Genomic DNA, 21,658 nt, shown 5'->3' with positions numbered 1-21,658 from the left:
TGCTTTACATAAATTCAAATTAACTTTATTAAATTGCAAATACAATAGAGAAGGTGCATATTTACATATCAATGAAAATATACACCTTTCCTCAGTAATGTCATCAAAGCATTAGCTTTTATTACAAAAAATGGGGAGCATTTACATTATTCTATGAGCAACTCATATAGGCTTCTATGTCTCTATCAATTAATTTTTGCATTATCCTCTTAAAAAGTAATACTCTTGATATATTCATTATTGCCTACACTTTATTTGCAGTTATTGGGCTGCCCTTTTCGTTCATAGCGTTGCATCTTTTGCACTCTCTACTTTTCAGTTAATGAAAGGGATGTTTCTTTTATTCCTTCAAATTCATTTAATAGATACTTAGCTATCTTTTCAACTGCGGGGAAGTCTACTATTTCTTCATGTGATCCAGGGACAGAATACTTATTTACTCTTCCTTTTAATAAAGGTCCCCAATCTGTAAACAACTCTTTTCCTTCCTCAGCACTAAAGTAGATAACTTCTCCAAAGTATGGTATCAAATCATTCTCTGCCATTAAGTTCAGGCATTTCCTATGAGCATTAATAACTTGCTTCAAATTCATAAGATCTGCATCAGGCGGGAGTACTCCTTCCATAATTAATCGCTTCACAAGCATATCTTGCTTATGGACGAGGCCTTCTTCCTGCTCTGTTAAACCTACAGGAATGAAATGCTGAGAGATATATGAGAGCATATCCTCCCTTGTTTTATGATCCTGCTCTGAAGGTACTTTAGTATCCATAAGTACCAACAATTCAACTTCCTCTCCTTGATTTCTTAGTACAGTTGCGATTTTATAAGCAATTGCACCGCCTAAAGACCATCCTCCAAGACGATATGGGCCCTCTGGCTGAACACTTTTTATTTCTTCAATGTAAAGTTGAATTAGTTCCGGCAAGGTCGAGTCGTCAATCTCTCTCTTTTCTATGAGAGGATTCTGTAAACCATAAAATGAACAGTGATTCTTAAGCAATCTTGCTAGTTGAATGTAACAAAATACATTCCCCATAAACGGATGAACGCAGAAGAAAGGTATTTTCTCTGATTCTTGTAGTGGTACCAGCGCTGATACAGATTTTGTCATATCATGCTTATCACGAATAAGGTATGCGATTCCTTCCAATGTTGGATTCTTAATCAATGTAGACACCTTAATCTCTTTTCCAAACTTCTCCCTAATTTTTGAAACTAATTTGATTACAAGGAGAGAGTGTCCCCCTCTATTAAAGAAATCATCATTTACATAGACATCTTCTATCTGTAACACATCCTGCCAGATTTTAACCAACTGATATTCAATTTCATCCCTTGGAATGATTGGTGTAGAGAAGTTATTTTCTCTTTGAATAGTTAAACTGTTCAATGCCTTCCGATCAACTTTTCCATTCATTGTAAGAGGAATCTCGTCTACCTCAATAAAGTGTGCGGGAACCATATAATTCGGTACTTGTGTCTTGAGATATTCACGCCATTCATGCATACTTCCAGCTCCAACTACATAAGCAACCAATCTCTGTTCTCCTAATTTATCCTCTGTTACCAAAACTACTGCTTCTTTTACCAATGGATGACTCTCTAGATTCGCTTCAATCTCTTCAAGTTCAATACGGAAGCCCCGAATTTTCACTTGATTATCAATTCTTCTCAAGTAATCTAAATTACCATCAGGTAAATAACGAACCAAATCTCCTGTACGATATAAACGCTCTTCTTCATTAAATGGATGACGAATGAATCGCTCTGCTGTTAATTCTGGACGATTCAAGTATCCTCTCGCTATACCTGCACCACCAATATATAGCTCACCTGTTACACCAACTGGAACAGGCAACCCATTTCTATCCAATACATAAGTTTGAACGTTCGGCAATGGACGTCCAATTGTAACTCGCTTACTATCTGTTTGGATATGATAACACGTTGTATCAACCGTACATTCTGTAGGACCGTATACGTTATAAAAATCAATTTTTTCAGTCTCTACTAGCTGTTCCCATAATGATGGCATGATTGCTTCACCACCGACCAATATCTTACTTGGTACATGAACATCAGCACTTGTTTCTAGCAATCCTCCATCTATAAGTAATTGAAGTAATGAAGGTGTCATATCAAACATTTCCAATTTATTCTCCCTAATATAGGACACAAATTGTTCCGGATTAGTGCGAACTTCACTTGGGATAATATATACACTTGAACCATGAAGCAGCATTTGTAATTGCTGAATAGATACATCAAAGGCAATTGACGCATTTAAACCGACGCGCATATTACCAGGTATCTCATGTGAGAAAACTTCTTTTTGTAAACCATATGATAGGTTTATTACAGAATGGTGCTGTACTAAAGCACCCTTTGGATTCCCTGTCGAACCGGAAGTGTAGATAACATACGCTAAGTTTTCCCCTGTTGCCTCACATATCGGCGAAAGTTTGCTTTCTCGAGAAATCATTGCTTGGTCCCTATCTAAGCAAACTGTCTTGATTTCTTTAGGTATCCAGCCTACTAATACCTCATTTGTAACCAATACTTGAATTTCTGTGTCTTCTAAAATATATCGCAGGCGGCTTTCCGGATTCGATGGATCCAATGGAACATAGGCTGCTCCAGCCTTCCAAATTCCCATGAGACCAACAACCATCTCAACTGAACGCTCAAAACAGAGACCAACCAATGACTCTGTCCCAATTCCACATTTCTGTAGATGATGGGCCAATTGATTAGCTCTTTCATTCAGCTCACGATATGTTAGTTGCTGTTTTTCATCTACCACTGCCACCGCGTCAGGCGTACGATTTACTTGCTCTTCGAATAGTTGATGAATCACATTCTCACGTGGATAGGATATAGCATTATCATTCCATTCTTCTAATAGTTGCCTTTGTTCAGCTTCCGTAATATATACCAGCTCCGATAGAGTTTGATCAATGTTTTTGAGCATTTGCATCAACACTTGGTGTAAATGACCCAACACTCGTTCAATAGTTATTCTATTAAACTTACTACAGTCATACATTAACTTTAACGATAACTGGGTTCCTGGAACTACAGCCAACCCTAATGGGTAGTGGGTTTGCTCTACTCCTTCCAATTCACCAATTTCTAGATTTTCTGAAGACTCCTCTTTCACTGGATAATTTTCAAACACATATAAACTATTAAACAACGGTGTTCCTCTAGGAACTTCACTCCATCCCTGAATTTCTGTTAAAGAAGCATACTCATATTGTCTTCTTTCTATCTCTTCCTCTTGCATCTTCTGCAACCAATCCATTACTTTTATATCATCCATCAAATGAATTCGCGTCGGTGACGTTGTAATGAAAGGACCTACGATGTTTTCAACATCAATAATCTCCGTAGAACGCCCTGAGCTTGTTACACCAAAGACAATGTCATTTTCTCCACTATACCGGCTCATGAGATATGCCCATGCACCTTGAATTACTGTACTCAAAGTAAGTTTATTGCGTTTCGCCCATCCTTGTAACGCTTGAGTCTGCTCTTCTGATAAATAGGTAACCTTTTCTGTATAACCTTTTTCTTCCTCTTTACTTTCTAAGCCCAGCAAAGTTGGTGCAGTAAAACCTTTAAGCTTTTCTCTCCAGAATTGTTCCGCCTGCCCCTTATCTTGTTCTCTGAGCCATTGGATATATTTCTTATATGGTGAGGGTTTAGGTAACTTTACAGCTTCTCCATTCATTCTCTTCTGATAGACTGTAAGTAATTCATTAAAGACCAATGGTAAACTCCATCCATCCAGTAAAATATGGTGATGGGTCCAAACAATCCGATATTCTTCCTCACCTTCTTGAATGACCGTTACCCGCATCAATGGCGCTTCATCAAATTGGAAGGCTTGTTTTCGATCTAATGCCAAAAAGACTTTTCTTTTTTCCTCTATCTCTTTAGTTGTCATTGTACGCCAGTCTTCTTTGTTCACTTTAAATGGGATATTTTCATACACCACTTGTAATGGTTCTTCAATTTCGTCCCAAACAAATGCTGTACGAAAAATTTCATGCCGCTGAATTACAGATTTCCACGCCTGCTCAAAAGTAGGAATATCCATTTTCCCTTTAATCATAAAACTTAATTGCACTATATACGGTGCAACATGTTCATTCCCTTGGTCATGCAATGTGTGGAAAATCATACCTTCTTGCAAAGGTGATAGTGGATATAAATCAGTAATCTGATTGTTCTTTCCACGATTCATTTTGTTTAGTACATTTGTCAAACCTACTTGGTTAAGATTAGCCATTGCAAAATCCGAAATGGTCAGTGCAGATTCTCTATCTGAAGGTTGAATCAATCTGCTCAGTTGATATAGCATATTCTGTGCAATACTTTGAATCGTTGGTTTGGCGAATTGTCCAACATTGTATACCCAAGTGAACTGAAGTTTTCCACTCGTTACAACCCCAATTACATCAATTACATGCGATCGCTTGGAACCGGCAGCATGATCTAAACGCTTAAATTCGTTCTCCGGCATAAACATTGCATCGCTAGAAAACATTTGATCAAATTGTCCAAGATAGTTAAAACTAATAGACGGTGTATGTTGAGAGCTCAATTGCTCACACATTGTTGCGTTCATGTAACGCAACACCCCATAATCAACACCCTTATTAGGAATTTTGCGAACTTGTTCTTTAACTGCTTTTAATGCTGCAATTGGCGTATTAGCACTAGTAATATTTAAATGAACTGGGTAAATACTTGTAAACCATCCCACGGTTCTCGATAAATCAACATCTTCAATAATCTCTTCTCGACCATGCCCCTCTAAATCTACGCTTAGTATCGGTTGCCCCTTACATGCTGCTGTAGCTTGTACCAATGCTGCTAATAATACTTCATTGATTTGGACACGGTGAGTGCTTAAAGTCTCTTGCAATAACATACGGGTCTCATTCTCATTTAACACCACAGTAATTTCCTCAGTTACTGCGCTTACTGGATTACTTATAGTACCATCTACTGGCAGTATAACTACGTCTTGTTCAGCCTGCTGCTCCCAGTAATGTAGCACTTCTTTTGATATTCCAGTTTCAGCGTAATGTTGTAATTTCTCCGACCATTCTTTAAAAGATGTACTCTTCATAGGTAATTGAATTTTTTGCCCTTGGACTGCTTGCGTATATGCTGTTTGCAAATCTTCCAATAAAATTCGCCAAGAAACACCATCCACGGCTAAGTGATGAATTGTCCAAAATAATCGGCCAGTCTTCTCACCTTCATCAAAATACACCATTCTCATTAAAGGACCATCATGTAAATTCAATCTTTCTTGTGCAACATTAATCTCTTTTTGAATAACTCCATGCCAATCCGCTTCCGGCACTTCGTCTAATGAAATGACAGTCAGCATCAATTGTTCTTCAATTCCTTCATTCCACTGTTCCCAAGTCCCATCAGGTAAACGTTCATATCTTAAACGCAGGGCATCATGGTGAAGTAGAAGGTTACGCGCTGCCTTTTCCAGTGATACTATATCCAGTTTCTCTTTCGTTCTAAAGAACATGGATTGATTCCAATGATGTGGGTTAGGATGATTTTGTGCAAAAAACCTTTGCTGAATAGGTGTAAGTATCGTATCTCCAGTTATAATTCCTTGTTCGGCTTGTACACCTTGTTCTTCTTTGACTACCTGTGCCAACTCAGCAATCGTTTGGTGTTCAAATAGTTGTTTTGGTGTCAACTGTAAACCAGCTTGCTTCGCACGAGAGACAATCTGAATGCTTAGAATTGAATCTCCACCAATTTCAAAAAAGTTATCATAAATACCAATACGTTTTGAACCTAGCACACGTTCCCAAATGATAGAAAGCTTATGTTCACGTTCATTTCTTGGGGCCGCGTACCCTTCTTGTGTTCCTTGATAATCTGGTATAGGTAACGATTTCCGATCAACCTTTCCATTTATGGTTAGCGGTAATTCTTTCATTTCGACAAAGTAGGAAGGTATCATATGGATTGGTAGTTTTATTTTAAGATACTCACGCCATTCTTCTAAACTGCCCTCGCCCACTATATAAGCTACTAACCTCTTATCTCCCGACTGATTTTCCCTAACTATTACAACTGCCTCTTTTATTAAGTCATGCTCCTGTAAAGTCGACTCAATCTCCCCAAGTTCGATTCGAAATCCTCTAATCTTCACTTGATTATCCATTCTTCCTAAATAGTCTATATTACCATCAGAAAGATATCTTACGAGATCGCCTGTTCTATATAATCTCTCGCCTTCTTTGAATGGATGAGAAATAAATCGTTCGGATGTTAACTCTGGACGATTTAAGTATCCCTTCGCTAGACCCGCTCCTCCGATATAAAGTTCACCCATCACACCAACTGGAACTGGCAACCCATTTCTATCTAATACATAAGTTTGAACGTTAGGCAACGGACGCCCAATCGTTACTCTCTCACTATCTTTTTTGATATGATAGCATGTTGCATCAACCGTACATTCTGTAGGACCATATACATTATAAAACTCAATTTTATCAGTCTCTACTAGCTGTTCCCATAATGACGGCATAATCGCTTCGCCGCCAACCAATACCTTACTTGGAACATGAACACCATCGTACGTTTCTAACAATCCGGCATCTATAAGTAATTGAAGCATTGAAGGTGTTATATCAAAGATTGCTAACTTGTTCTCCCTAATATAAGCTACAAACTGTTCCGGATCACTTCGTACTTCATTCGGAATAATATACAAACTTGAACCATACAACAGCATTTGTAATTGCTGGATAGATGCATCAAAGGCAATTGACGCATTTAAACCGACATGCATGTTAGATGGTATCTCATGTTCGAAAACCTCTTTTTGTAAACCATGCGACAAGTTTAGTACAGAATGATGCTGTATCAAGACACCCTTTGGATTCCCCGTCGATCCCGAAGTATAGATAACATACGCTAGGTTTTCTCCTGTTACTTCACATTTTGGTGAAAGAATGCTTTCTTTTGAAATCATTGCTTGATCCCTATCTAGACAAACTGCCTTGACTTCTTTGGGTATCCAATCTTCTAATGACTCATTCGTAACTAATACTTGAATTCCAGTGTCCTCCAAAATATATCGTAGACGACTTTCTGGATATGATGGGTCCAATGGAACATATGCTGCTCCAGCCTTCCAGATCCCCATAATACCAACAATCATCTCAACTGAACGCTCAAAGCAAAGTCCAACTAATGATTCAGTCCCAATCCCACATTGCTGAAGATAACGAGCCAATTGATTAGCTTTTTCATTCAGCTCTCGATATGTTAACTGCTGTTTTTCATCTACCACTGCCACCGCGTCAGGTGTACGATTTACTTGCTCTTCAAACAGCTGATGAATCGCACTTTCCTGTGGATATGCTGCGGCATTACTATTCCACTCTTCTAACTGTTTTTGCTGTAATCCTGATAGTATAGGCAACTTAGCTAATGATTTATCAGGATTCTCCACGATTACATTCAACCAGTTTCCAAAATGTTCGGCCATAGATTCAATAGTTACACTGTCAAATAAATCAGTCCTATAAACAAAAGTAAGCAATAAACCGTCTTCCACTTCTGCAGCAGTTAAACTTAAATCAAACTTAGCGATTGGAGCGTTACTCTCTATTACTTCTATATTTCGTCCATATAGTTCTGGTAGCTCCTGTCCCGTATTTTGCAAAGTAAACATGGTTTGGAAAATCGGAGAATAACTTGTACTTCTTTCAGGTTGGATAACCTCTACAATTTTCTCAAAAGGAACATCTTGATACTCATACGCCTTCAATGCTTTTATACGCACCTGTGACAACAACTCTTGAAATGCCGGTGCTTTACTTAAATCAGCTCGATAAACCAACGTGTTGACAAAGAAACCAATCAACCCTTCAATCTCTCGATAATTTCGATTTGCAATTGGGCTGCCAACAATAATATCCGATTGTCCTGTATAACGGGCAAGGAAACTTTGATACGATGCCAATAAGGTCATGAAAAGCGTTGCCCCTTCTTGACGACTTAGTTCGTTTAATTTATCCAGTAATGAGCGTGACAACAACACATTATGAGTTAATCCATGGTGGGTTTGTACTGGAGGACGCGGACGGTCCATCGGCAACATTAAAACTGGTAACTCACCAGATAATTCTTCCTTCCAATATGCAAGCTGTTGATTTAGTACTTCATCTTTCAACCATTCTCTTTGCCATTGAGCAAAATCGGCATATTGAACTGGTAGTGGTGCAAGCTCTGCTGGTTTTTCACCAATCGCCTCCTCGTAAAATGCCATCCATTCTTGAAGTAAGATTTCCATCGACCATCCATCTGAAATAATATGATGCATATTACACAGAAGAACCCATTCTTCTTCTGAAATTCTTATGAGTTTCCCACGGAACAATGGCCCTTGTTCTAAATCAAATGGAGATTCGACTTCAGTTTGAATCCATTGCTCCAACTTTCTTTCTCGCTCCTCTAATGAAAGCTTAGTTAAGTCCATTTGGAGAAGCGGGCGGAAAACGTACGGTTGAATCTGCTGGACAGGATGGCCATCCTCTTCATAAAATACAGTCCGCAAAGATTCATGACGCTCTATCAACTGATTCCATCCCAACTCCAATCCCTCAGGTAACCAATTCCCTGTAAGGCGGCATGCCATTGGCATATTATAAAGTGCACTATTAGGTGCAAATTGATCAATAAACCATAAGCGCTGTTGGGCATAAGATAGTGGAATATTATTTCCGCGTTCCATCGGCACCAATGGTGGAATTTCTCGTTTTTCGCTCCCCTTACGTAACTGATCTATTCGTTTCGATAATGCCTCGACCGTTGAATATTCGAACAGTTCACGTACTGGCAATTTGATTTGAAAGACTTCCTGTAAACGTGAGACCACTTGTGTAGCAAGTAGAGAGTGACCACCAAGCTCAAAGAAAGAATCCTGAACACCAATTTCTTTTATTCCTAGCACTTGACTCCACACTGAAGCGATAAGTTCTTCCAGCGGAGTTCGTGGGTATACAGTATTTTCGGCGGATTGTTCACTAAGTATAGGCAATGCCTTCAAATCAAGTTTTCCATTCGGTGTAAGTGGTAAAAATTCCATCTCAATAAAGTTTGTTGGAACCATGTAATTTGGTAAATGTGTTTGTAGATGTTCTCGCCATTCATGTACACTTCCTTCACCAACTACATAAGCTACTAATCTCTTGTCACCTTGATTATCCTCTCGTACCAATACAACTGCTTCTTTCACAGAAGAATGTGCCTGCAAAACAGCTTCTATTTCTCCCAATTCAATCCGGAAACCACGAATTTTCACTTGGTCATCTATACGTCCATGGAACTGGAGATTACCATCAGAAAGATAACTTGCTTTGTCTCCTGTATAATAGAGACGTTCTCCTGACTTGAAAGGATGTGGAATAAATTTTTCTTTTGTAAGATCCGGACGATTAGCATATCCACGTGCAAGACTCTTCCCTCCAATATAGAGATCTCCAATTACACCAATTGGTACTAGCTGAAGATGAGAATCTAACACATAAACTTCTGTATTCGCAATCGGTCGACCAATCGATGGCGTACCTGTTGTCACTCCTACAGGTACATAACAATCTGTGGTAACAACGGTATTTTCCGATGGACCATACTGATTAATTACCGCAAAAGGAATATCGTTAGATGGATACTGCGTTAATTGATCCCCACCAGTAATGATAAAACGAAGATCCGTTTTATCTGGCCAAGATAATTTCAAGAGCCTTTCCAAAATAGGCGTAGGTGCAAAGCTAGCTGTTATTCGTGAATCAATGAGCCAGTCCCTTAGTGCTTCTGGATTAATTCTCAGTTCCTCTGTTGACAAGTAGAGTGTTGCGCCAGCAGTTAGATACGGCCAAATCTCCTGGACAGCCGAATCAAAAGCAACCCCTGCAATCTGAGTCGCACGATCCTCTGCTGAAATATGATAAACTTCCTGATGCCAAGAAACCATATTCATTAATGAGCGATGTTCAACCATGACACCCTTCGGTTTTCCTGTAGAACCAGAGGTATAGACAATATAGGCTAAGTTCTCTGGATTTATTTGACGTGTAGGTGCGATTACGCTTTCCACCGTTAATTCTTCTAACCTCACCATTTCGACGTGTGCGAAATGTCCTTCTTGTGCTTCCGCCGTCACTACAAATTGAATTCCTGCATCTTCAATCATGTATTCTAACCTTGATTTTGGATACAACGGATCTAAAACGACATAAGCTCCACCAGCTTTTAAAATGCCTAGTAAACTTGCCATCAGCTCAGCTGACCTCGGAAGATAAACTCCTACCACTGACTCTGGGGCTACTCCCTTTCGCTGTAAAACATTTGCCAACTGATTTGCTTGTGTATCCAGTTCACCATAAGTCCACTGTTTTGTTTGATCAACTACCGCAATCGCATCAGGATGCCTTGCTACTTGCTCCTCAAATCTGTCGCAAACAAGACCCTGATGAGACATTTCCATTACAGTGTCATTCCATGTTTCTAATAACAAAGTACGCTCGGGTTCTGATAGCATGCTTAGGTCATGCAACGGATTTTGTGGGCGATGAGAAACTTCATGTAGCCATTTCTCAAAGTGTCCTGCCATCCGTTCAATAGTAGTAGCATTGAATAAATCCTTATTGTACTCAAAAGTAAAAAGTAATCCCTCTTCCGTCTCAGCTGCCATTACACTTAAATCAAACTTTGCAATTGGACTATGGCTTTCTATCATTTCAATACTTCTACTAGATAACACCGGAAACTCTTGTTTCATATTTTGCAAGATGAACATAGTCTGGAAGATTGGCGAATGACTTGTACTTCGCTCCGGTTGCACAACTTCTACAATTTTTTCAAATGGAATATCTTGATATTCATACGCCTTCAATGCCTTTTGACGAACCTGATACAGTACATCTTGAAATGTCGGTCTACCACTCAAATTAGCTCGATAAACCAGCGTGTTAACGAAGAAACCAATTAGTCCTTCAATTTCTCTATAATTCCGATTCGCAATTGGGCTTCCGACCAGAATATCTTCTTGTCCCGTATAACGAGATAGAAAACTTTGATATGCAGCTAAAAGCGTCATGAAGAGTGTAGCCCCTTCTTTTCGACTAAGTTCATTCAATTTATCATGTAGCGTGCTTGGCAGAACCAGAGTGTATGTCGACCCGTGATGTGTTTGTATTGCGGGACGCGGGCGATCCATAGGAAGTTGGAGTACAGGAAGCTCCCCAGACAATTCTTCCCTCCAATATTGGAGTTGTTGATTAAGCACCTCCTCCTTTAGCCATCCTTTTTGCCACTGAGCAAAGTCGGCATATTGAACCGGTAATGGTTCAAGTTCCGCTACCTTTCCATCCGTTGCTTTCTCATAAAATGCCATCCATTCTTCAAGTAGGATTCCCATTGACCATCCATCTGAAATGATATGATGTAGAGTACAAAGGAGTATCCATTCTTCCTCTCCCACGTGCAAAATACTTGTCCTGATTAATGGACCCTCTGTTAAATCAAATGGCACTTCTGTTTCTTGTTGAATTAAACGTTTAACTTCTTCTTCTTGATCTTCAGAAGAAAGCATAGTTAAATCCGTTTTCGGAATTGATTGAAAAGCATACGGTTCAATTTGCTGTACGGGTTGACCGTTCACTTCGTGAAAGACCGTCCGCAGTGATTCATGACGTTCTATTAGTTGATTCCATCCCGTTTCCAATGCTTCAAGTAGCCAATTCCCTGTAAGGCGGCATACCATTGGCATATTGTAAAGGGCACTATTAGGTGTAAATTGATCAATAAACCATAAGCGTTGTTGGGCATAAGATAGTGGAATAGCTTCTCCCCGTTTCATTGGTATTAGTGGCGGAATCTCTCGTTTTTTATCTCCTTTACGTAACTGATCTAATCGCTTTGCCAGTGACTCCACCGTTGTATATTCAAATAGTTCACGTACTGGTAATTCGATTTGAAAAATTCCCTGTAAACGTGACACTACTTGAGTAGCTAGTAGTGAATGACCACCAATTTCAAAAAAGGAATCCTGAACACTAATATTTTTTATTCCTAACACTTGGCTCCAAATGGAAACGATAAGCTCCTCCACTGGTGTTCGTGATGAAGTAATATCTTCACTTACGAACTGTTCTTCTAATTCTAGTAAGGCTTTCCGATTCACCTTACCATTTGGAGTGAGTGGCATACCTTCAATTTGGAAAAAGTATGCTGGAACCATATAATGTGGCAGTTGCTTCTTGAGATATTCACGCCACTCTCCAGTATCCCCTTCGCCCACTACATAAGCTACTAACTGCTTATCTCCTGGTCGATCTTCCTTCACCAACACGACTGCTTCTTTTACAGATGAGTGATCATGTAAAGCTGCTTCAATTTCTCCCAATTCAATTCGGAATCCTCTAATTTTGACTTGGTTATCTATTCTTCCAATATATTCTAAGTTACGATCATTCATATATCTCACCAAGTCACCCGTTCGATATAATCGTTCCCCGTCCTTAAAGGGATGCGGAATAAAACGTTCAGTAGTTAAATCTGGTCGATTGAAGTAGCCACGTGCCAATCCTACTCCTCCAAGGTAAAGTTCCCCTGCCACACCAATCGGGACCACTTGTTGATATTGATCTAACACATATAACTCTGTATTATCAATCGGACGACCAATCGGAATAAGTATTGGTTCTTTTTCTAAATCACAATCATAATAAGTCACATCCACAGTCGCTTCAGTAGGACCATACAAGTTAATTAACTTTGTTTGCTGAACATTGTAAAAGATCCCCTTAAACCGGCGAACCTGCTCAGTGTTTAACGCTTCTCCACTAGTAAAAACTTGAATTAAAGACGATACATCCCTTTTCGAATTATATAGTTCCATATAATCTAAGAAAGTAGATAACATCGACGGAACAAAGTGCATGGTGGACACACGATATCGTTCAATATACTCCTCAATGACCGCAGGATCTTTCTCTCCTCCTGGTGGAAGTAAACAAACACGTGCTCCTACAAATGACCACCAAAATAATTCCCAGACAGAAACATCAAACGAAAACGGTGTCTTTTGTAAGATTGTATCGTCCTCGGACAATGGGTATTTTTTCTGCATCCACTGTAGGCGATTGATAACGGAATGATGTTCAATCATTACCCCCTTTGGATTTCCCGTCGAACCTGAAGTGTATATAATATAGGCTAAGTTATTTGCTGTTACTCCACTCACCGGAGCTAAATTACTCTCTTTAGAAATCATTACTTGATCCCGGTCTAAACAAATTGCTTGAATATCTTTAGGTAACCAGTCCTGTAGTGCCTCTTTTGTTAACAGCACTTGAATTTGTGAATTCTCCAAAATGTATCTCAGGCGGTTTTCGGGATAACTTGGGTCCAGTGGGACATAAGCCCCACCTGCTTTCATAATCCCAAAGAGACCAATAATCATATCAGGAGAACGTTCAATACATATACCGACTAATGATTCAGGTCCGATACCTCGTTTTTGTAGAAAATGTGCCAATTGATTCGATTTTTCATTCAGTTCTTGATACGTTAGCTTTCCACCCTCATAAACTACCGCCACTGCATTAGGCGTACGTGCAACTTGCTGCTCAAATAGCTCATGAATCATACAATCATGACCATAAACTACGTCCGTATCATTCCATTCTTCTAGGAGTTGTTTCTGCTCAGTATCCGATAGCATTGAAAGCTTTGTATATGATTCATCTGGATGATACGTGATTTCATTTAGCCAGTTCTCAAAATGTACTGCCATACGTGCAATGGTACTACTATCAAATAAATCCGTGTTGTATTCAAACGAGACAAATAGACCTTCTTCCACTTCATAGGCAGTTAAGCTCAAATCAAATTTAGCAATAGACATATTACTTTCTACCATTTCAATACTTCTACCAGGAAAATCTAGTCGTTCTTGTTTTATATTCTGTAGTGTAAACATGGTCTGAAATATAGGGGAATGACTTATGCTTCGTTCAGGTTGCACAGCTTCTACCACTTTTTCAAATGGTATATCTTGATATTCGTAAGCTTTTAACGCCTTTTTCTTTGTTTGGTTCAAAATCTCTCGAAAAGTAGGGGTGCCACTCAAATCTGAACGGTAAACCAACGTATTAACAAAGAAACCAATTAATCCTTCTACTCCCTTATGGTTCCGATTTGCAATCGGACTACCAACTAGAATATCTTTTTGTCCCGTATAACGAGCAAGAAAGCTCTGGTATGCGGCCATTAAAGTCATAAATAAAGTAGATCCTTCTTGTCGACTTATATCCTTCAATTGACTGAGCAATTTATAAGGAAAAATCACATGATGCGTAGCCCCAGAGTAAGTCTGCTTAACCGGTCGAGGTCGATCCACTGGCAGTTGTAAGATAGGAAGCTCACCAGACAATTCTTCCTGCCAATACGTAAGCTGACGATTTAGCACATCACCTTGCAACCACTCCTTTTGCCACTTCGCAAAGTCTGCATATTGAATAGATAGTGAACTTAATTTAGCAGGATTTCCGCCCGTTTCTTCTTCATAGAAAGCAAGTAATTCATTCATGAATATACCAATGGACCAAGCATCAGAAATAATATGATGCATCGTACACAGTAATAACCATTCATCCTTCTCTAATTGAACAAGCTGATTACGAATTAAAGGACCATTCATTAAATCAAATGGTTCTTGCGCTTCTCTCGCAATTAAACTATCTACCTCTTTTTCTTTTACTTCTAGAGGAAGTTGAGAGTAATCTCTTACAGGTAATGCTCTAGGAAGGAATTCGACAATTTGTTGCACAGGCTGTTCTCCTATTTCTTTAAAAACAGTTCGTAGTGATTCATGACGTTCAATGAGTCGATTGAATCCCTTCTCTAATGCTTCAGGTATCCAATTTCCTTTTAGATGCCATACTGTTGGAATATTATATAAAGAACTGTTTGGGTTAAATCTGTCCATAAACCACAAACGTTGTTGTGCATAAGACAACGGGAGTGCTTCTTTATTCTCCTTTTTTTGCATTTGCTTCTGAAGCCATGCTCTCTTCTCAGGAGAAAGTGAACTCAGCTTTGCAAGTAAATCACTTCTCATTTTTTTACCCCTTCCTCAATCAAATTACTCTCGAATATCCCTTGTGCTTCTTCCTCTGATAGCTCTTCTAATTGCTTAAGCAGTTCTAGTAATTCTTCATCATTACTGACTTCTGCTTCTTTTTGAATATAGTCTTGAAGACTTACATTCTCCTTACTATCATTCTGCATTTCTTGATTTTTGTTATAGAGCAATTGATCAATCTGTTCCGCCAATTGCTGCACCGTATGAAACATAAATAAATCATGCAATGGTATCTCGATTCCAAAAGCCTCTTTAAGATTGGAAACAGCTTGCGTAGCGAGTAGTGAATGACCACCAATTTCAAAAAACGAATCTTGAATTCCGATGTTTTCCATACCTAAAACTTCATGCCATATCGAAACGATTGTTTTTTCCGTAGACGTACGAGGAGCAATATAACCACTTGCTATCTCCTGTCTCTCTGGTGCTGGTAAGGCCTTCCTATCAATTTTCCCATTAGGAGTGAGTGGAAATGCATTTAATCCAACAAAATAGGCTGGAATCATATAATTTGGTAGTTGATCCTTGAGATAATCACGCCACTTTTGAGCATCCCCATCTCCTACAACATAGGCAATCAAACGTGGATCGCCAGGATAATCTTCCCGCACCATCACAATAGCTTCGTTAACTAATGTATGCCTTTGTAATGCCGCTTCAATTTCTCCTAGTTCAATCCGGAACCCACGAATTTTTACTTGATGATCGATTCGTCCAACATACTCCAAATTTCCATCTGGTAAATACCTTACTAGATCTCCAGTCCGGTATACTCGATCTCCTTCTTTAAACGGATGCGATATAAAACGATTTTGCGTTAAGTCAGGGCGGTTTAAATATCCACGTGCTAACCCTGATCCACCAATGTATAGCTCACCAACTACACCAATTGGAACCATTTTTTGTTCGGCACTCAGTACATATACTTCTGTATTGAATATTGGTTTACCAATTGGTGGTACCCTATGCATGACACCCTTTTCTAATTCCATATACGTGGAATACGTAGTATCTTCGGACGGTCCATATAAGTTGTACACCTTTTCAATCGTACTTCTCTCGTATAAATCTTGAACAAGCGAATATGGCAATGGTTCTCCAGCCAAATTCATCACCTTTACCGAAGAAGGTATTGTTTTTGTTCGAACCAGTTCCTTCGCTGCCGATGGCACAGTATTAACCAAAGTTACACCTTTGGAAGACAACTTCTCTAGATGTAAAGCATTTTCAGTGACAATCACCTTACCACCCATCGTTAAGGGAACAAATACTTCAAAAACGGATAAATCAAAAGATAGCGAAGTTGAAGCTAATACTCCCGCTAATTCCTTTCGAGAATACGTGTGATGCGCCCAATGAATCATTGTTACTGTATTCCTGTGCTCAATCATTACTCCCTTTGGATTTCCAGTGGAACCTGAAGTATAGATAATATAGGCTAAGTTATCGGCCGTCACTTCACTCATACATACCGTAGTTACTTCTTGTTCTATTTCTGCTCGATTACCATCAATACAAATCACGTCAACGAATTTAGGTATAACCATTTTTTGTTGTAACTTTTCCTGTGTCACCAGTACCTTTATTTGAGCATCTTCTAAAATGTACTGCAGTCGACTTTCCGGATACGCTGGATCAATTGGGACATATGCTCCTCCCGCCTTCATAATTCCTAAGAGACCGACAATCATCTCGGATGAACGTGTAACGCAAATCCCAACCAATGATTCGCATGTTACACCATTTTTTTGTAAATAATGTGCCAACTGATTCGAGCGTTCGTCCAACTCTCGATATGTTAGTTCTTCATCTTCGCACACTACTGCAATTGCTTCTGGTGTTTTTTCCACTTGTTCTTCAAACATTGTATGAATCGTGCTTTCTTCCATATCTATAACACCCGATTTATTCCATTCCTCTAATAGTTGCTTATATTCTACTTTCGATAACATATTCAGTTCTGATAGTACACATTTTGGATGAGAGACAATTTGATTTAACCAATGTTTAAAATGACTTGCCATCCGTTCAATGGTTGTATCATTAAACAAATCAGTATTATATTCAAAGGTTAGTGATAATCCTTCTTCCGTCTCAGAAGCAAATAAACTCAAATCAAATTTGGCAACAGAAGCATGGCTTTCCATGAGTTCCATTTGTCTTTCAGATAGCTGAACAAACTCTTGTTTCGTATTCTGTAAAGTAAACATAGTTTGGAATATTGGTGAATGACTTGTATTCCGTTCAGGTTTTACGGATTCTACCACTTTCTCAAATGGGATGTCCTGATACTCGTATGCTTTTAGCGCTTTTTTTCTTACCTGCGACAAAAGTTCTTGGAACGTCGGATTTTCACTGAAATCAGCTCGATAAACCAACGTGTTTGCAAAGAATCCTATTAATCCCTCAATCTCTTTCACATTTCGATTAGCGATTGGGCTTCCAACTATAATGTCGTCCTGTCCTGTATAACGAGAAAGGAAGCTTTGATACGCTGCCATCAATGTCATAAATAAAGTGCATCCTTCTTGCAGACTTAAATCTTTGAGCTTTTCCTGTAGGGAATTCGCCACTATTAAGGACTGACTTGCACCACGATGGGTTTGAACTGCAGGTCTAGGACGATCCATCGGTAATTGTAAAACCGGTAGTTCCCCAGATAATTCTTCCTTCCAATATTGAAGGTGCTGATTCAAATTCTCTTCTTTTTGCCATTCCTTCTGCCACATGACAAAATCTGCATATTGGATAGATAACTCCTTCAATTCCGCCGGTTTGCCGCTTAATGCTCCTTCATAAAAAGCCATCCATTCTTCAAGTAAGATTCCCATTGACCATCCATCTGAAATAATATGATGCATCGTACAAATGAGAATCCATTCTTCCCTGTCCACTTTCAATAATCGTGTTCGAATCAGAGGACCTTGTCCAAAATGAAATGGTTCCTCCGCTTCGTTTTGAATGAGGCGTTTCATTTCTCTTTCCCTATCTTCCAAAGAGAGATCTGTTAGATTCGTTTGAGGAATATGTCTGAATACATGAGATTGAACTTGTTGAAAAGGTTCACCCTCTTGTTCTAGAATTGTCGTCCTTAATGATTCATGACGCTCCAACAATTGATTCCATCCGACCTCCAATGCTTCAATTGACCATTCACCTGTTAAGCGACACGCTGCATGGATATTGTACATAGCACTATTTGGCATTAATTGATTAATAAACCATAGACGTTTCTGCGCATAGGAAAGTGGGATAACTTCTTCTCGTTTCATAGGTACAAGGGGAGCAACCTCTCGTTTTTTATCTTCTTTTCGTAACTGATCCACTCGTTTCGCCAATGCTTCCACTGTATCGTGCTTGAAAAGTTCACGTAATGGAATTTTAATTTGGAACAGTTCTTGCAATCGAGAGACGATTTGAGTAGCAAGTAGTGAGTGCCCACCACGTTCAAAGAAGGAATCCTGAATGCCAATATTTTCTGTTCCTAACACTTGACTCCAAACCGAGGCAATAAGCTCTTCCGATGGCGTCCGAGGTAGCACATTTAAATCTTCAATAGCTTGCTCATCAGGTGCTGGCAAGGCCTTTCGGTCAATTTTCCCATTCGGAGTAAGCGGGAAGTGTTCTAACTCTATAAAGTGCGCTGGAATCATATGATTCGGTAATTGGTTTTGTAAATACTCTCTCCACTCTTGGGTATTTCCATCGCTTATTACATATGCAACCAATCGTTGATCACCTGGACGATCTTCTCTAACTAATACGACAGCCTCTTTAATAAACGAACATTTTTCTAAAGTTGCTTCAATTTCTCCTAATTCAATCCTAAAACCACGCATTTTGACTTGATGATCCATTCTACCTATAAATTCTATATTTCCATCAGTTAGATATCTTACTGAATCTCCTGTTCGATATAGTCGTTCCCCCAATCGAAATGGGTGCGAAATGAATTTTTCAGCAGTAAGATTCTGACGATTTAAGTATCCACGCGCTAAACCAGCACCACCAATATATAACTCACCCTCAGTTCCTATTGATTGCAAGCGTTGATTTTGGTCTAATACATATAATTGCGTGTTCTGTATTGGCTGCCCAATAGAAACAAATTCTTGATTAGGCTGAATATCAAATGCATTCACATAAATAGTGGCTTCAGTTGGTCCATAAAAGTTGGTTAATTTCACTTGTCCACTATAATTCCATTTCTGTTGAAATCGTCTAACTAACCCTGAACTTAGTTCTTCTCCACCAGAAAATACATGGCGTACAGAGGAACAATTCATGTTCAATTCAATATGATTGAAGTGATCTAAGAAAACAGATAACATCGAAGGTACAAATTGAACTATAGTAACCTGATGTTGTTTAATAACTTCAGCTATAATAGAAGGATCTTTTTCTCCACCTGGAGGTAAGAAAGATACACTTGCACCAACATGAATGCCCCAAAACAATTCCCAAACAGAGACATCAAATGAGAATGGCGTTTTCTGCAAGACCACATCCTTTTCAGAAAGCGGATATTTATGTTGCATCCATTCTAGATAATTAATTACTGAATGATGCTCAATCATTACTCCCTTTGGATTCCCTGTAGATCCTGAAGTATACATAACATACGCTAAATTTTCTCCTGTTACACCACTTATACATGGGGTTGATTCTTCTTTTTCAATTGCAGTGTAATCTTTATTCATACAAATCGTTTCGATATTTTCAGATACAAACAAGTTTTTAGAATTCTCTTCCGTCACTAGTACTTCGATTCCAGCATCCTCTAATATATATCGAAGCCGACTCTCTGGATAAGTAGGGTCAAGTGGAACATACGCTGCTCCTGATTTTAGAATACCTAATAACGCTATCATCATTTGTAATGAACGTTCCATATATACACCAACTAGAGACTCTGGGCCTACACCATGCTTTTGTAAATAATGAGCTAGCTGATTTGCACGCTCCTCCAACTCTTTATAGGTAATTTGTTCATTTTCGTAACTAGCCGCGATTGCTTCCGGCGTTTTTTTAACTTGCTCCTCAAACATCGTATGAACCATGCCTTCAGCCGAATAATTAACTTGAGTATGATTCCATTCCTCTAGTAACTGTATCTGTTCTTCTTCTGTTAAATGAGTAATTTCAAATAGTTTTGAATCTAGGCTCTTCGTCATCTGAATTAATATTTGCAATAAGTGATTCTGAATCCGATTTATTGTTTCTTCATTAAAAAAGCTTCGATCATACATCAACTTTAAAATAATTTTCTTACCGGGCATTACAATGAGTGTTAAAGGATAATTTGTTTGTTCCGTGCTTTTAACATCTAGTAATCTTAAATCATCATTTCTCTCACCTTGAATTGGATAATTTTCAAACACATACAAGGTATGAAATAAGGAACTATTTCGCGGAACCTCACTCCAGCCTTGAATATCTATCAATGAATTATACTCATACTGTCTTCGTTCCATTTCTTTCATTTGTATTTTACGAAGCCAATCTACTACTGATGTATTATCCGTTAATCGAATTCTGGTAGGTAATGTGTTAATAAATAGCCCCACCATATTCTCTGCTCCCATTAAATCAGTAGGACGTCCAGCGCTAGTTACGCCAAATACGACGTCACTGTCACCGCTATACCTACTCATCAAATAAGCCCATGCACCTTGTACTAACGTATTCAATGTTAATCGACTATTTCGTACCCACTCTTGTAAATTCTCAGTGAGTTCCTCAGATACCTGATAAACACACTCTCCATAGCCCTTCTCCTGCCCTTGATCCTTTCTTTCCATCGCTAATGGCGTAGGTGCATAGAACCCTTTTAATTCTTCTTTCCAAAATTCCTCTGCTTGACTTTGATCTTGTTTATTTATCCACTGGATATATTTTTTATAAGGAAGAGATTTAGGAAGATTCAACAATTCTCCCTTTATCATCTTGAGATAAACTTCCATCACTTCACTAAAGACCAATGAAACACTCCAACCATCTAGCAAAATATGATGATGTGTCCAAATAATTCTCGTTTCCCCTTCTGCTTCTTTAATCGCAGTAACTCTCATCAATGGTGCTTCATCCAATAAAAATCCTTTCCTACGATCTGCAGTCAAAAACTGGTGTAATTTCTTCTCCTTCTCCTCATGCGAATGGGTACTCCAATCCTCTTGATGAATAGTAAAAGGAAGACGTTCGTAAACTGCTTGTAGAGGTTTTTCTACTTCCTCCCAAACAAATACTGAGCGCAGAACCTCATGTCGTTGAATAACATATTCCCAAGCTTTTTCAAAAGTAGCAACATCCAATTGCCCCCTGAGCAAGAAACCTACTTGTACAATATAGGAAAAAGAATATTCATCATCTTGATCGTATAAAGTATGAAACAGTATTCCTTTTTGCAAAGGTGATAAACCATATATATCAATAACGTCTCCCAT

The 21,658-nt window shown here is 38.8% G+C and carries 2 protein-coding genes; both read right to left on the bottom strand.

Annotation, left to right across the window (positions count from 1 at the left end; translation table 11 throughout):
* Positions 1-308: 308 nt before the first annotated feature.
* Positions 309-15,191, bottom strand: a complete 14,883-nt coding sequence (locus V7S50_RS28380) for a non-ribosomal peptide synthetase (protein ID WP_336376701.1) — start codon at positions 15,189-15,191, stop codon at positions 309-311.
* Complete coding sequence (locus V7S50_RS28375) at positions 15,188-21,658, bottom strand: amino acid adenylation domain-containing protein (protein WP_336376702.1); 6,471 nt, start codon at positions 21,656-21,658, stop codon at positions 15,188-15,190. Before V7S50_RS28375 ends, V7S50_RS28380 begins: the two co-directional genes overlap by 4 nt.

Origin of the sequence: Bacillus sp. CCNWLW194, assembly GCF_037120585.1 — a bacterium.
Lineage (GTDB): Bacteria > Bacillota > Bacilli > Bacillales > Bacillaceae_G > Bacillus_A > Bacillus_A basilensis.
This window is presented reverse-complemented; position numbering and strand designations above follow the sequence as displayed.

Bases quoted from the DNA above. Each gene is read 5' to 3' on its own strand.
- V7S50_RS28380 (WP_336376701.1), bottom strand. From the start codon at position 15,191: ATGAGAAGTGATTTACTTGCAAAGCTGAGTTCACTTTCTCCTGAGAAG.
- V7S50_RS28375 (WP_336376702.1), bottom strand. From the start codon at position 21,658: ATGGGAGACGTTATTGATATATATGGTTTATCACCTTTGCAAAAAGGA.